Annotated in this window: 14 protein-coding genes and 1 riboswitch; of the genes, 12 read left to right on the forward strand and 2 right to left on the reverse strand. The window is 39.6% G+C overall.

Going from position 1 to position 14268, the window contains the following annotated elements; translation table 11 throughout:
• Positions 1-138: 138 nt before the first annotated feature.
• On the forward strand, positions 139-720 hold the full coding sequence (sigX, locus tag ACIQ0C_RS02860) for an RNA polymerase sigma factor SigX (protein WP_402840256.1): 582 nt from the start codon (positions 139-141) through the stop codon (positions 718-720).
• Complete coding sequence (locus ACIQ0C_RS02865) at positions 686-1909, forward strand: GerMN domain-containing protein (protein WP_403056661.1); 1224 nt, start codon at positions 686-688, stop codon at positions 1907-1909. Before sigX ends, ACIQ0C_RS02865 begins: the two co-directional genes overlap by 35 nt.
• A gap of 132 nt (positions 1910-2041) precedes the next feature.
• Here ACIQ0C_RS02865 and serA read toward each other — a convergent pair whose 3' ends face one another.
• Positions 2042-3616 carry a phosphoglycerate dehydrogenase gene (gene serA / locus ACIQ0C_RS02870; RefSeq protein WP_403056664.1) on the reverse strand — a complete coding sequence of 525 codons (1575 nt, stop codon included), beginning with the start codon at positions 3614-3616 and terminating at the stop codon, positions 2042-2044.
• A gap of 316 nt (positions 3617-3932) precedes the next feature.
• Positions 3933-4069: riboswitch (FMN riboswitch) on the forward strand.
• 164 nt (positions 4070-4233) lie between these two features.
• Here serA and ACIQ0C_RS02875 point away from each other — a divergent pair.
• Positions 4234-4815, forward strand: coding sequence for an ECF transporter S component (locus ACIQ0C_RS02875; RefSeq protein ID WP_403056667.1), 582 nt, complete (start codon positions 4234-4236; stop codon positions 4813-4815).
• A 136-nt stretch (positions 4816-4951) separates the two neighbouring features.
• Here the strand turns inward: ACIQ0C_RS02875 and ACIQ0C_RS02880 are convergent, their stop codons facing one another.
• Entirely contained in the window at positions 4952-5200 is a 249-nt protein-coding gene (locus ACIQ0C_RS02880) for a ferredoxin (RefSeq protein ID WP_034308087.1), read from the reverse strand.
• 290 nt (positions 5201-5490) lie between these two features.
• Here ACIQ0C_RS02880 and ACIQ0C_RS02885 point away from each other — a divergent pair, with 290 nt between their 5' ends.
• The 9 genes from ACIQ0C_RS02885 to ACIQ0C_RS02925 all read left to right on the forward strand — a co-directional run bounded on the left by ACIQ0C_RS02885 (position 5491) and on the right by ACIQ0C_RS02925 (position 14136).
• Positions 5491-6555: a YpbB family protein gene (locus ACIQ0C_RS02885; RefSeq protein WP_403056670.1), complete on the forward strand. Its 1065-nt coding sequence runs from the start codon at positions 5491-5493 to the stop codon at positions 6553-6555.
• Positions 6555-8060, forward strand: a complete 1506-nt coding sequence (locus tag ACIQ0C_RS02890; protein WP_403056673.1) for a RecQ family ATP-dependent DNA helicase — start codon at positions 6555-6557, stop codon at positions 8058-8060. Before ACIQ0C_RS02885 ends, ACIQ0C_RS02890 begins: the two co-directional genes overlap by 1 nt.
• Positions 8050-8676: a CPBP family intramembrane glutamic endopeptidase gene (locus tag ACIQ0C_RS02895; RefSeq protein WP_402839878.1), complete on the forward strand. Its 627-nt coding sequence runs from the start codon at positions 8050-8052 to the stop codon at positions 8674-8676. Before ACIQ0C_RS02890 ends, ACIQ0C_RS02895 begins: the two co-directional genes overlap by 11 nt.
• Complete coding sequence (locus ACIQ0C_RS02900; protein WP_403056676.1) at positions 8654-9418, forward strand: LysM peptidoglycan-binding domain-containing protein; 765 nt, start codon at positions 8654-8656, stop codon at positions 9416-9418. Before ACIQ0C_RS02895 ends, ACIQ0C_RS02900 begins: the two co-directional genes overlap by 23 nt.
• Before the next feature lie 142 nt (positions 9419-9560).
• Complete coding sequence (locus tag ACIQ0C_RS02905) at positions 9561-10019, forward strand: YpbF family protein (RefSeq protein WP_403056679.1); 459 nt, start codon at positions 9561-9563, stop codon at positions 10017-10019.
• A 94-nt stretch (positions 10020-10113) separates the two neighbouring features.
• Positions 10114-10929, forward strand: coding sequence for a metallophosphoesterase (locus tag ACIQ0C_RS02910; RefSeq protein WP_403056682.1), 816 nt, complete (start codon positions 10114-10116; stop codon positions 10927-10929).
• Between the two features lie 97 nt (positions 10930-11026).
• Complete coding sequence (locus ACIQ0C_RS02915; RefSeq protein ID WP_403056685.1) at positions 11027-11920, forward strand: MerR family transcriptional regulator; 894 nt, start codon at positions 11027-11029, stop codon at positions 11918-11920.
• A gap of 92 nt (positions 11921-12012) precedes the next feature.
• The gene (locus tag ACIQ0C_RS02920) at positions 12013-12588 is read left to right on the forward strand and encodes a genetic competence negative regulator (protein WP_095389680.1); all 576 of its coding nucleotides are present in this window, start codon (positions 12013-12015) and stop codon (positions 12586-12588) included.
• Between the two features lie 270 nt (positions 12589-12858).
• Positions 12859-14136 (forward strand): Glu/Leu/Phe/Val family dehydrogenase, encoded by a 1278-nt coding sequence (locus ACIQ0C_RS02925; protein WP_048681753.1) that lies wholly within the window; start codon positions 12859-12861, stop codon positions 14134-14136.
• Positions 14137-14268: the final 132 nt, after the last annotated feature.

The raw sequence follows: 14268 nt of genomic DNA on the forward strand, positions 1-14268 counted from the left end.
ATTGGAGTTCTTTCCAACTTGTCTTTGTTTTTTTAGGAAACAAAATAAGAGGTCCCTGAAATGTGGAAATTAACGGAATTTTATAATAAGATTAAAGCCGAAGTATGTAACTTTTGTTTAGGATTGACGACTATATTTATGAACGGATGTGGGGAAATGAAGGATTCCGTTTTCCACGATCTTTATGAAAAATATCATCAGGAAATATATCAATTCATTTTTTATATGACTAAAAATCGAGAAACCGCTGAAGACCTTGTTCAGGAGGTCTATATCCGGGTGATGAAGGCCTATGAACGCTTCGAAGGAAAAAGCAGTGAAAAAACGTGGATGTATTCGATTGCAAGGAATGTGACGATTGATCACTTTCGCAAACAAAAAGGGTGGAAAGACAAAATCTTTCCCAATTTTGATTGGGATAGGCAATTGCTAAAAGATGAAGAGCCCATTCCCGAAGAAGTGGCAATCAAGAACGATGAAATCCAAGATATTTATCAATGCTTAAACCGGTGTACCACAAATCAAAGATCCGTCATCATTTTACGATACATTCAGGGATTGTCCATTACGGAAACTTCTGAAGTATTGAATTGGAGTGAAAGTAAGGTAAAAACGACCCAGCACCGTGCTTTGAAGGCGATTAAAAAGTTGATGGAAGATTTATCAGGAAAGGAGGGCCACCGCATTGAGAAGATCCCGTTGGAAAGAAAGCGAAATTGAAGACATGCTACGCGAGCTTCCGAAATTAAAAGATGACCGAACCAAGGCAGAGGTGTTTGCGAGAATACATGATAAAAAGAAAAAGAAACACTGGATACCTCTATTTGCGGGTGTCGCCTCCCTATTCTTGATGGTTGTTTTGGCATCATCGTTAATTATTGAAAAGAAAGGAACGACAAATCGAGAAGGCAGTGGCAGCAGTGGGAAATTATCTCTATCTGAAAGTAACGAAATGGCAGATCTTGAACGTCAGGATGCAAGTAACAAAGAAAACCCTTCAGAAGATAAACAGGAAAATCAAGAGTTTTCGAGTAACCAAGCGAAAATCGAATCCAAAGACAAGTTTTCAGAAATGGAACCCCGAAAAGGGGAAAAGGATAAAACATTTGAACAAGCGATCTATCAAGAGGACCTTAAAAATGCATCGATCATAACGATGGGCGTCCCAGATGATCAAATGAATTTCATCGTTCCCATTTCAATTAAACTCAAACATTATGATGAAAGTGATACACTGAATCAGTTAGTTAATCAAATGTCCGATATCGATGAAGCGCAATATGGGCTATCTGACTATTTTCCACTTGATATAAAGATTAGCCAAGGAAACGATACAACCACTGCTCATATTGACTTTCCGGAAAAAAGCCAACTATTGGATGAAGATACACTGTTTCTTCATTCGATGGTAGAAACGCTTTCCTATAATAAAATAGAGAAAATGACATTTTCCACAGAGGGTAAGCAAGGTGCCAGGTTTGCGCATGCGGGATATTTAAAGGAGGTGGATATACCTCATCAAAAAAATCGCACATACCTTCTTTACCAAAGGGATGAGTCCACTCCAAGGTTCCTTGTTCCAAGTAATATGGGTTATCGGGACTTTGAGGAGGCGCTGCAAGCTGGAAAAGGGGAGGCGGACATCGAGGGAATTTCACCTGCAATCCCGCATGACCTGAAATGGGAAAGGATAAGCTCTAATGGAGACCTTGTGATCATTCACCTATCAGATCAAGCTGCTATTGAAAATAGTGAGGAAACCCTTCAAGCTTTAGAAGCCATACTCTTCATAGCTAAGGACTTTGGTTTTGAAAAAGTGAAGTTTGAAAATGCTCCTATTGAAGAGGTTGGCCAGCTGAATTTAACTGAAGACATATTGGTGCCCGAAGCACCGAACCAAGTAAATTAAAACAGGAGCTAAATACTAAATGAGGGGGGGTGCCATATGATGGTGTGATTATGAACATCCTGCCTACGGTTGGCAAATTCCCTCTTGCACTAACAGAAAAAGTGCCCGCGCTGACGGGCACTTTTTTTCTTCTTATAATGAAATACGGGCCATGAATGTAATTTCTTCTGTTTCCATTAAAAACTGTTTCATGTTGTCTTCTAATGGTAAATCGAAGCTCAAAACCATGATGGCTTCCCCGCCAGCTTTTTTTCGGCCAACCTGCATGGTGGCGATATTCACACCGTGATCACCCAGGACCTTACCTACGTTACCGATTACACCAGGTTTATCGGTATGCTGGATATAAAGTAAATTCGATTCCGGATGAAAGTCGATTTTGAAACCATTAAAACTTACAATACGAGAACCGTAATTTTCGATATACGTCCCACTTATTGTTAATTCACGGTTGTCACCTTTTACTTTAAGGCTGATCAAATTCGAGTAACCTAAAGAGTCCGTAGAGATTTTTTCACCAACGGTTATGCCACGCTCTTTTGCAATCAATAAGGCATTCACTTCATTGACTGATGCATCAATTCTTGATCTTAAAAAGCCAGAGATTAGACTTTTTGTAAGAATCGCTGTATCGAAATCCAAAGATTCTCCTGCATATGTAACGGAGATTTCCTGAATTCCTTCATTCAAGCACTGAGAAGCAATGGATCCCATTTGCTGAACAAGTTGATGGAATGGCTGTACCTTTTCAAACACTTCCTTAGATATGGCTGGAAGATTGATTGAACTTGAGACTGGATTTCCTTCGAAATAGGTCAATACTTCTTGGGCAACCTGTACGGCGACATTTAATTGGGCTTCTTTCGTGGAAGCACCTAGATGCGGTGTAGCAATGACGCTATCCAGTTCAAGCAGTTTATGGCCAAGTGGAGGTTCTTCGACGAAAACGTCCAGTGCCGCCCCTGCAACATGCCCTTCAACTAACATTTCATATAAATCATCTTCGTCTAGAATTCCACCACGGGCGCAGTTCAGTAGATAGACCCCTTTTTTACAGGTAAGCAGTTTTTCTTTATTAATTAATCCTCTAGTTTCATTCGTTAGTGGTGTATGAACAGTAATGATGTCTGCTTTAGGAAGCAATTCATCTAACGGCAGGGCCGTTACGGACATTTTCTTTGCACGATCGACAGTCAGGAACGGGTCATAGACAATGACATCCATGCCAAACACTTTAGCACGTTTGGCAATTTCCCCTCCGATACGTCCAAAGCCAACTATGCCTAATGTCTTACCACGAAGTTCAGTTCCCGTATATGAAGAACGTTTCCACTCCCCATTTTTCAGTGAGGCATAAGCTTGTGGAATGTGGCGCATTAATGATGCCATCATCGCGAATGTATGTTCAGCTGTTGAAATGGTGTTGCCGTCAGGTGCATTAACCACGACAATCCCGCGTTTTGTCGCCGCGGGGATGTCTATGTTATCAACTCCGACACCAGCGCGTGCTATAATTTTTAACTGCGGCATACGGTTCATTAAATTTTCCGAAACCTTTGTTGCACTTCTCACGAGAATTGCATCGATCTGATCAAGTTCGTTTGCAGCTTCCTTTACGGTCTTCTGAATGAGATGAATATTGGGTGCCACTGAAAGCGGTCCGAGTCCTTCTGGTTTAATGGCGTCTGCTACTAAAATCCGATACACGTCTAAACACCTTCCTAGGAAAAATTATCTTAAATTTCAGTTAATTTTACAATTGAAATGCTGATTATGTCAATTTGGCTTATCTGAATGAAAGCGCTTAAACAAAAGATTTTCATCTGATCATTTGTTTAATGTCGCGATATAAATAGCTTCATATTCTTTTGCGAAAAATTTTCGAATTGTCATATTGTAAATCCGGCATTTTTTTTAAGCCGTTCACTGCGTTCGATATTCTTCCTAAATGCATCAAATGAGAAAAAATGCTATCAAAAAAAAGGTATTTCAGATATAATGGGAAGTATAAAAAATTTTATAGGTCTATCTTCGGGGCGGGGCGCAATTCCCCACCGGCGGTGATGAAGGAATTTCTTCTTCTAAGCCCGCGAGCCTTACAAGGCAGGATTTGGTGTGATTCCAAAGCCGACAGTATAGTCTGGATGGGAGAAGATGGAGGTTCCTGAGTGCGTTTCAACAGTTATTTGCTGAACGTTTGTTTGATGTAACCTTTAATTTATCCCTTTAATTCTATTGGAATTAAAGGTTTTTTATTGAGCATCAACATATTTTGGAACCCTAACCTCTTTTTCAGGTAGATCGGAAAAGAAGGAGAGAGAACTATGAAAAAGAACAAAGTGAAAAAAACGGTCACTCTTGCCATGATGGGAAGCATTTCTTATTTATTGATGCTTTTAAATTTCCCGTTTCCAGGATTCCCGTCTTTTCTCAATGTTGATTTTAGCGACATCCCAGCACTGATGGCGGCATTGATTTTTGGTCCGATGGCTGGAATTCTAGTCGAGTTCATTAAAAACCTATTGGATTTAGTCATGACAGGGACCTTGACTGCTGTGCCTGTGGGGCATATCGCTAACTTTATAGCCGGAATACTGTTTGTGTTGCCAACTTATTATGTATTTCAGAAAATCAATTCAAAAAAAGGGATGACGTTCGCCTTACTTGCGGGAACAGTCTCCATGGCAGTATTCATGAGCGTTTTAAACTATTTTGTTTTTTTACCGGCTTATACCTTCTTTATGGGGTGGGATGCCATGTCGGCGCCCGAGTCAAGAAAGTTCGTTACGACGGCAATCTTGCCTTTCAACGTGATTAAAGGCGTGCTCATCACATCTGTATTCATGTTGCTGTTCATTAAATTGCAGACATGGATCAATAAGCAAACATTATATAAAAATGCTTAATGGCATTGACGATAGAAATAAAAAACAACCGGATATCCATATCCGGTTGTTTTTATGTCTGTTTTTTTGGCCGAGAAGTTGTAATGCGACATTGACCAAAAGAAAAGCCATTCTCGATTGAAAATGGCTTGTAACTTTATTCGAATTTTAGTGCATCTCCGTCAAATGCCTCGTCAGCAACTTTAATGGAATCCGTTGGGCATCCTTCAAATGCATCCATCATGTCGTCTATAAGTACATCTGGAATTTCAACGATTCCCTCGTTATCGTCAAGGGTAACAAATGCAATCCCTTCGTCATCATAATCGTATATATCTGGTGCCGCTGCTCCGCAAGCCCCACAAGCTATGCATGTTTCTTTATCCACAATAGTAAATTTAGCCATGAATATAACCCCTCCTAAGTTGATTAACAACTGATAATCTTTTTATTTCAGATTATTATCTCTTTCTTATTGTAAGACCGAATGCCAAACTTTTCAATAGAAATTGTATTGATAATAACTATCATGTAGCTGAATGTCAACGAAAAACATCGAAATAATTAACTTGGTTCCTTCCATGTTTCGTCATTTAGTCACATAATTTCCGTTGTATTCATCAATAATAACGGCGGTTTTTGCAGTTTTTTGTTACAATGGGTTTATTGGTTAAATGAAACAAGGATGTGAGTCCCATGAATAATTATCTACAGGCCATCATTCTATATGCGATAAAAAAATTTCAAGGTGAGCGCTCCATTTATGCTATATACCATATGCTGCAAGGTAAGAAATCGTCACAAACAATCCAAGATGCCCACTTATTCGGGTTAACGGATATTTTTGGGACAATACCTCGATTTACCCGTCAGCAATTAAATCAAAACATTGAACATTTACTTAAGCATGACATGATTAATTTAACGGATAAACCAGATGCATATGAAATTAGTATGCAAGGAGAGGGAATGTTGGACGATTACTTTAAAAGTCATCCTTTTCCGGCGTATTTAAATGGTTGGAAGTATCACAATATAACCCCTGTTTTCTGGGGGAGGTTAAACTTACTCATTCAAACCATATCCCATATTGTCCACAATGAAAGACGTTTTTATCCGATACAACGAAATCCCAAAATCCAATTCTTCGTAAAGGAATTTTTACATGCCAATCGTCAGGATCGAGCGTTGATTGCCCAACATCTATATGATGAACTGATATCTCTTTTAGAAAATCAAAGTGATATGAAACGAGACATTTTCATTTTGAAAATAACAGGGATAAACAGGATTGGACTTACGTTTGAACAGATTGCAAAAAGGAAAGATGTAGAAGAAGAGTATGTTCGCTATACATTCCTTGACTCATTGCATCAAATGCTTGCAGAAATGGAAACGGGAAAGGATTATCCTCTCTTGTCCTCATTAACCAATGATTGGAAAAGAAGTGGTAATCCTCATTTGACACAATCTACAAAGACTACTTTACGATACATCCAGGAAGGGAAAAATCTCGGTGAAATAGCTGAAATCCGCAGATTGAAAGTCAACACCATCGAAGATCACCTCGTAGAAATTGTTTTATCGGAAAAAGATTTTCCGATTTCCGAATATGTGACAATCGAGGATGAGAGGGAAATTGCTGAAGCTATTAAGGAACTTGGTACGAAAAAGCTTAAAGCTATCAAGCAGATGGTCGATAATAAACAAATAAGCTTTTTCCAAATAAGACTTGTACTTGCGAAAATAGGTGAGAGATGATGAATATAGAACGAGTCCTCAAAGAAAAATTCGGATTTGATGAATTCCGTCCTGGTCAAAAGGAAGTGGTTGAATCATTGATGACCGGCCGTCATACCTTAGCGATGCTCCCGACCGGATCAGGTAAATCATTATGTTATCAGCTGCCGGCTTATCTTTTAAATAAGACTGTCCTAATTGTCTCCCCCTTATTATCTTTAATGCAGGATCAAGCAGATCAGCTGAAGATGAGTGGAGAAAAAAGTGTATTGACCCTCAACTCTTTTTTGACGCTTAATCAAAAAAGGAAAGCTTTCGATAGGTTACATAGTTATCGTTTCATCTTTTTATCTCCTGAAATGCTGAGCATCGATGATGTGATAAAATCCTTGAAATCCATAGAAATAGGTTTGTTCGTCATAGACGAAGCACACTGCATTTCACAATGGGGGTACGATTTCCGTCCGGATTATTTGAATTTAGGGGAAGTGAGGCGTGAACTGAACAATCCGTTGACTCTTGCCCTGACAGCAACTGCAACCGATGAGGTCCGGAGGGACATCGTTGTCAAACTCAACATTGGACAGGTCAAGGAAATGGTCTCATCCGTAGATCGTGAAAATATTGCCATAATTGTCGAGCGAATGTTCAGCTACGATGAGAAGCTAGCCCGTGTGCTGGAGCTTGTCAGGAAATTTACCGGAAGCGGAATCATTTATTTTTCCTCTAAAAAAGTGGCGGAATCGGTCGCTGGTTTTTTACAGGATAACGGGATTGATAGTGTCAATTATTATCACGGTGGAATGGAACAGGAACAAAGGATGCTCATTCAGCAGCAATTCATTTCCGGCCAGTTGAAAATTATATGCGCAACAAGTGCTTTTGGAATGGGTGTGAATAAATCGGATGTCAGATATGTTATCCATTTTCATATCCCGTCCACGATGGAAGCATATCTGCAGGAGATAGGCAGGGCGGGACGAGATCGGAAACAAAGTGTGGCTGTCTTATTATATAGCGAAGGGGATGAAGGGCTTCCCCTGCATTTGATAGAGCAACAGTTGCCTACGGATTCGCAAATCGATGGTGTATGTTCTTTCCTTAATGCAACACAAAAGAATCTGGCGAATTTGACCCTTTCAGAAAAAGAACAGCTGTCGCAATCCTTTTCGTTGAACGAAATCCAGCTCCGTTTTTTTACCCAGTTCATTACTGGCAATAATCAGAATCAAGTGGCAGGGATGAAAGAATATTGTCAAAAGAGGAAATCCAGGAATCAAGAAAAGCTGCATAAATTCCTTCACTGGATATATGCACAGGAATGTCGCCGTTTAGGGATACTGGACTACTTTGGAGAAAAGCATCGGGAAGTGAACCCCATCTGCTGTGATATCTGTGGGATGGATGCCGAAAAAATGGCTGATGTATGGCCGGAAGTCAAGGTGGATCCGGTCAATTCCTTTTCCAATTGGAAAAAGGAATTGGCTTATATCTTATTAAAGAAGGAAAATGGCAATGAAAAATAAGCAAGCTGAATTAATTAAACAACTTACAGATAAACAGTTGCTATATAATTTGTTTCTTACACAAATTATTCTCTTAACGTTAGCCATCTTTTTAGGTATTATTTTATTTAAAGACCGTTCTGCTTTTTTCGACTTATTTATCTTTGATGACCTGAATATTTTGCTGATTGGAATTCCCGCTGGAGTCATTGTCGTGTTATTTGACATATTGCTTATGAAAGTGACACCATCTTCCTATCAGGATGATGGCGGTATTAACGAACGCATTTTCAGTAATTTGTCTTACCCGATGATTTTTATCGTAGCTTTAGTGGTAGCGGTAAGTGAAGAAGTATTATTCCGTGGAGTGTTGCAAACACATTTTGGTTTGCTTCTTACGAGCCTCATTTTTGCAGCCGTTCATTATCGTTACCTTTTTAATTGGTTTTTATTTTTAAATGTTTTGGTTTTGAGCTTCTTTATCGGTTTTTTATTTGAAATGACTAATAATATCATCGTGACGATAACGGCCCACTTTTTGATTGACTTTATCCTTGGCATTATAATCAGGAACAAAAAGCAAAGAGGGTTTAGCAAGAAAGGGGGTGACTTGAATGAGCCGGGTGCAAAAGAATGAAAAAGAAAATGATCAGGCTGGTGAACTACGTTCGCGAATTGAACGTCAGAAGGCTAAGTCATCATTGCCCAAGCGGAGCAAAGTCCACCAGAATAAAAAGAAAAAAAGTAAAGTGAAGATTAAACTTCCAATGATACAATTATTAGCGTTATTTTTTATTTTGCTACCAATTGGATTTTACAGCCTTTATACATATCTTCAGGATAGGCCTTTACCAGTTAATGAAAGTGACCAAGTAGTCTTAAAAGAGGAAGATAAAGGATCGATTCCCACTACAGCAACGGCAGAGGGTTTAAAGGAAAAAGAGTCGGCAAAGGCTGAAGCGGAGAAGGAAAAAGAAGAAGCTGAAGAAAAGGCCAAAGCGCAGCAAGAAGCCGAGGAAAAAGCCAAAGCGCAGCAAGAAGCCGAGGAAAAAGCCAAAGCGCAGCAAGAAGCCGAGGAAAAGGCCAAAGCGCAGCAAGAAGCTGAGGAAAAGGCCAAAGCACAGCAAATAGCTGACGAAAAAGCAAAGAAGGCAGCAGCAGAAAAGAAAAAGGCTGCCGAAAATGTTCAAGCCGCGAAACCGGATAAAGAGGGATACAAAGTTGTCTTACATACTGTTCAAGGTGAAGAAACACTATTTCGCATTTCGATGAATTACTACAAATCACAGGAAGGGATTGCTCTGATCAAGGAGTGGAATGGGCTGAATGGCAATGAAATCTCCAAAGGTCAGGTATTGAAAATTCCGATCAAGAAATAACGATGGCACTCTGTCTTTATAGGCAGGGTGTTTTTAAAATTGTTTGACTTGGTTAAGTATGAAGGCAAACGTGACAGGTACATTATCATTTTTTCCTCTACTCTTTCATATCATGATTTGTAAGAGCAGAGGAGGAAATGCGATGGAATCGACAATCATTTTATTGGATGAGAAAACGGATCAAGCAACAAAACAAATGCTGCAAAATGTCGTGGATCGGAAGAAAAAATTCGAGGCACTTAAAAAGAAGCACCTTCAAAGCTTATGGGCAACCATGATTGTTGCTGCCCTTTTTATGATTTATCTTTATTTTTATATCGTTGTACCCTATTCCTATTCCTTTTTCAGTATGTTTAGTGTTTTCGTCGACCATTTTAGCCATTTCCTTTATTTGGCGGCGGCGATTGGTCTATATGGATATATGGTTTTAATTAAAAAAAAGCTAGATAAAGCTGAAAAGGAGTTTCAACTGCTACGCTGTGAAATCATCAATAAAAGTAAGCAATTGTGGGAAAAAGAGGAAGAATGGAAAAATCGCCATAAGGTTTTTGAAATGATGAAGAAGAATTATGATATTAACTTATATCATGAAAATAAATGATGAATGCGTTAAATCATATTTAATTGCGGGTAATATCGTTTTATGGTTATATGAAAGTACGTTTGGATAAGGATGGAAAGAAGGTTTAACTAAGATGTTATGGTTATCTGGATTATTTTTAATCATCATTCTGCTGTCATTTGCCACGATCTTTTACATGTGGCGTACGGCTATGCAAGATAGGGTGATTTCCCAAGACCTATATTTCAAAGACTTCCCTGAAGGCTTTGGCGATGTGCGGATTTTTTTTATATCCGATATTCATCGGCGGATCGTTGCGGATAAATTGATCGAGGAAACACGTGACAATGCAGATTTGGTGATTATCGGCGGTGACATTAGGGAAAGCGGGGTCCCCTTAGAACGTGTGGAAAAAAATATATTGAAACTAAAAGAACTAGGTCCCCTTTATTTTGTTTGGGGTAATAATGATTATGAAGGAGACTTCCATGAACTGGATGCAACTCTTTTGAAACATGGTGTGAAGATCCTTGATAATACAGCTGTTTCTTTTGAGTCTCAAAATGGCAGCCAAATCGCTCTTCTGGGCATTGATGATATATCGGAAGAACGTGATAGGCTTGACCTTGCCCTGTCGGATTGCGGGAATGAGGATTTCCGGATTTTGGTGAGCCATAATCCTTTGGTCAAGAAACAGTTGACTCCGGAACACCATATTAGTCTTGTCCTGTCAGGTCACACCCATGGCGGGCAGATTCGCATATTCGGATTCGGGCCCTATCAGATCGGAAGCATTAAAAAAGAGGAGGACTGTATATATATGACGAGTAATGGCTATGGGACAAGCGCAGTGCCTTTAAGGCTTGAAGCTAAGCCGGAAACGCACCTCTTCACCCTGAAAAGGGGTACAGAGACTGAAATAGGCGAAGCTGTGGAAAAAACCTATTAAGCTGCTTTTTATCGAGAATACCGCTATTTTAAGACCTTGAAAAATCCACTATAATTTCATCAAATGATCGTACAGTTATTGGAGGCCTTGTAAAACCATGCAAGAAGGTAAATATAATATAAAGGCAGTTTCAAAACTGCTGGACATTCAGTCGGGAACCCTTAGGGCATGGGAAAGGCGCTATAAATTCATCGAACCTGTCAGGAATGAATCGGGGCACCGGCTGTATACTGAAAAACATCTGCAAATCCTTAAGTGGCTCATTAATAAAACAAAGCAAGGTTTTACTATAAGCCAAGCCGTTTCACTTCTCGAAAGTACTGGCACTCTAGCGCCTGGAGTTCCAGAAACGAACCGTAAGGATGAGCAAGCGATTAAGTTATCGGATGAATTAATCGAAGCTCTATTGAATTTCAATGAAAATAAAGCCCATATGCTGATAGGCCAAGCATTCAGTATGTATACAATCGAACAAACCATAGTTGATGTACTCGGTTCAATATTGGTTCGGATTGGGGATAAGTGGGAAAGGGGAGAAATTACTTCCGCTCATGAACACTTTGCGTCGAACATAATAAAATCCAGGATCAGTTCAGTTATGCATACAATTCCGACTAATGGTTTTCTTCCGAAAGCCCTTACCGTTTGTGCTCCCGGTGAAAAACATGAATTTGGACTATTAATCTTTACCATTTTTTTAAAGCGGAAAGGGTATGAAACCATTTATTTAGGAGAATCCATTGCTGATAAGGACCTTTTCACCGTTTTAAACATCATAAAGCCCTCTTACCTATTCATGTCATGTTCACTGACAGAGAATCTTGCTGAAACATTTAAGCTGGTTGAAGCGTTAACAAAGGATTTCCCGGATTTGAAGGTGGGTCTTGGCGGTGCGGCCCTCAGCCTTATTTCTGAAGAAGACCGAACTGCCTTCAGCGGAGTCTTAATGGGGGACACGCAAATGAAATGGGAGGAGTGGCTGAAAGGTTAGCTGCCGGCCCTCTTAGGAGAAATAATGGATATGCACCCTGCGACCAAGGCTTCATATGATGTATGAAGATGGTAACCAGGGGGCATTTTTTTATGAAGCTGGAACGATTAACTAATAATAAAATCAAGATTTTTTTGACCCTTGATGATTTAATTGATAGAGGCATAACGAAAGAAGATATTTTAGGGAATTCCTTGAAGGTCCACAAGCTATTTCAGGATATGGTCGAAGAAGCGTGCGAAGAACTCAGCTTTAAAATGAGTGGCTCCATTGCAATCGAAATTTTCTCCTTGCCTGCGCAAGGGTTGATAATCATTGTGACAAAGGAAGAAGAGGAACTATTGGCAGACGAAGAGGAATTCTTGGATTTACAGGTGAAGATTGATGACTTCCCCCATATTCTGTATGTTTTCGATGACTTTGAAGATATCGTCCAATTATCTCATAGATTATCTTTTCAAGGTTTGCTTAAAAGTACCCTTTATCATTTTGAGGGTAGATACTATTTACTTATCGAAAATGTTAAAGACACGACTTATGACACGGTCATATCTTTAGCGGCTGAGTATGGCCATGCATCTACATTGACACTCAGCCGCATCAATGAATATGGAACATGTATAATCGAAAATGAAGCGATACATGTTTTGCTCACACATTTTAGCTGATGTAAAACAAATGAGTCCAGGCAGCCACATTATGGTAAAAAAATGTGGTTTGCCTTTTTTTGTCTCAACTTTCGGCCGAAGAAGATATAGGGTAAAAGTGTAAGAAATCAGTTGATATGATAACGTTTTCATTTTTAGAATATTTCCAACTTTTAAATTCCCATTTTTACTCTTGCATAAATGTAACGAAGGTGTATACTAGCACATGAAGAGGACTATTTGTACATTATAATTTTATATATGGATGAGATTTTCTAGGAGGTACTTTTAATGGAATCGGCAAAAGGCAATAGCCATGTAAATGAAGAAGAAAAACACGACGTACTGAGGTCAACCCAAACTGTAATACATAAAGCTTTGGATAAGCTGGGTTACCCGGAAGAAGTTTTTGAGCTGTTGAAGGAACCTTTGCGTTTATTGACGGTGAAGATACCTGTCCGCATGGATGATGGCTCGGTTAAAATTTTCACGGGTTACCGTGCACAGCATAACGATGCTGTTGGGCCTACAAAAGGTGGTATCCGTTTTCACCCTAATGTAACGGAACGTGAAGTGAAGGCATTATCCATTTGGATGAGTTTGAAATGCGGCATCGTAGATTTGCCATACGGCGGGGGTAAAGGCGGTATCGTTTGTGATCCTCGTAATATGTCATTCCGTGAGCTTGAAAGACTGAGCCGGGGCTACGTTCGAGCAATTAGCCAAATCGTGGGGCCGACTAAAGATATCCCGGCACCTGATGTATTTACGAATTCTCAAATCATGGCTTGGATGATGGATGAATACAGCCGTATGGATGAATTCAACTCACCAGGATTCATTACGGGTAAACCGCTAGTGCTTGGTGGTTCTCATGGCCGTGAATCAGCAACTGCTAAGGGCGTAACGATCTGTATCAATGAAGCTGCCAAGAAACGCGGGATCGATATTAAAGGGGCGCGGGTCGTCATTCAAGGTTTTGGTAACGCAGGTAGTTTCTTAGCTAAGTTCATGCATGACGCAGGTGCTAAAGTTATTGGAATTTCGGATGCATACGGTGCACTTCATGATCCTGAAGGATTGGATATCGATTATCTTCTCGATCGGAGAGATAGTTTCGGAACCGTAACGAAATTGTTTAAAAGCACAATTTCAAATAAAGAACTGCTTGAATTGGAATGTGATATTTTAGTCCCGGCTGCAATTGAAAACCAAATCACTGAAGAAAATGCTGCTGATATCAAAGCATCGATCGTTGTCGAGGCAGCTAACGGACCTACAACAATTGAAGCGACGCAAATCCTAACGGATCGCGGAATCCTTCTTGTTCCTGATGTGCTTGCTTCTGCTGGCGGTGTAACGGTTTCTTACTTCGAATGGGTACAAAATAATCAAGGTTATTACTGGTCTGAAGAAGAAGTGGACGAAAAGCTGGAAAAAATCCTTGTGAAATCTTTCAATAACATTTATGAACTTGCACAATCAAGACGCGTTGATATGCGACTGGCGGCTTATATGATTGGCGTAAGAAAAATGGCTGAAGCTTCCCGCTTCCGTGGCTGGATCTAAAAGGATTCAAATCAGTATCAACATATAGTTAAAAATCATGTTCATTGCTTTATCATTGAAATGATTTGTAAAAACTCCTATCATGTATTGATAGGAGTTTTTATTTTTAGACGAACGTATTACATAGTGCAT

Origin of the sequence: Peribacillus sp. NPDC096448 (assembly GCF_044762675.1) — a bacterium.
Taxonomy (GTDB): Bacteria; Bacillota; Bacilli; order Bacillales; family DSM-1321; genus Peribacillus; species Peribacillus frigoritolerans_B.

What these genes read in the sequence shown, in the direction of transcription:
- ACIQ0C_RS02880 (WP_034308087.1), bottom strand. Translation starts at nt 5,200, where the DNA reads ATGGCTAAATTTACTATTGTGGATAAAGAAACATGCATAGCTTGTGGG.
- ACIQ0C_RS02885 (WP_403056670.1), top strand. Translation starts at nt 5,491, where the DNA reads ATGAATAATTATCTACAGGCCATCATTCTATATGCGATAAAAAAATTT.
- sigX (WP_402840256.1), top strand. Translation starts at nt 139, where the DNA reads ATGAACGGATGTGGGGAAATGAAGGATTCCGTTTTCCACGATCTTTAT.
- ACIQ0C_RS02890 (WP_403056673.1), top strand. Translation starts at nt 6,555, where the DNA reads ATGAATATAGAACGAGTCCTCAAAGAAAAATTCGGATTTGATGAATTC.
- ACIQ0C_RS02925 (WP_048681753.1), top strand. Translation starts at nt 12,859, where the DNA reads ATGGAATCGGCAAAAGGCAATAGCCATGTAAATGAAGAAGAAAAACAC.
- ACIQ0C_RS02875 (WP_403056667.1), top strand. Translation starts at nt 4,234, where the DNA reads ATGAAAAAGAACAAAGTGAAAAAAACGGTCACTCTTGCCATGATGGGA.
- ACIQ0C_RS02900 (WP_403056676.1), top strand. Translation starts at nt 8,654, where the DNA reads ATGAGCCGGGTGCAAAAGAATGAAAAAGAAAATGATCAGGCTGGTGAA.
- ACIQ0C_RS02915 (WP_403056685.1), top strand. Translation starts at nt 11,027, where the DNA reads ATGCAAGAAGGTAAATATAATATAAAGGCAGTTTCAAAACTGCTGGAC.
- ACIQ0C_RS02920 (WP_095389680.1), top strand. Translation starts at nt 12,013, where the DNA reads ATGAAGCTGGAACGATTAACTAATAATAAAATCAAGATTTTTTTGACC.
- ACIQ0C_RS02910 (WP_403056682.1), top strand. Translation starts at nt 10,114, where the DNA reads ATGTTATGGTTATCTGGATTATTTTTAATCATCATTCTGCTGTCATTT.
- ACIQ0C_RS02905 (WP_403056679.1), top strand. Translation starts at nt 9,561, where the DNA reads ATGGAATCGACAATCATTTTATTGGATGAGAAAACGGATCAAGCAACA.
- ACIQ0C_RS02895 (WP_402839878.1), top strand. Translation starts at nt 8,050, where the DNA reads ATGAAAAATAAGCAAGCTGAATTAATTAAACAACTTACAGATAAACAG.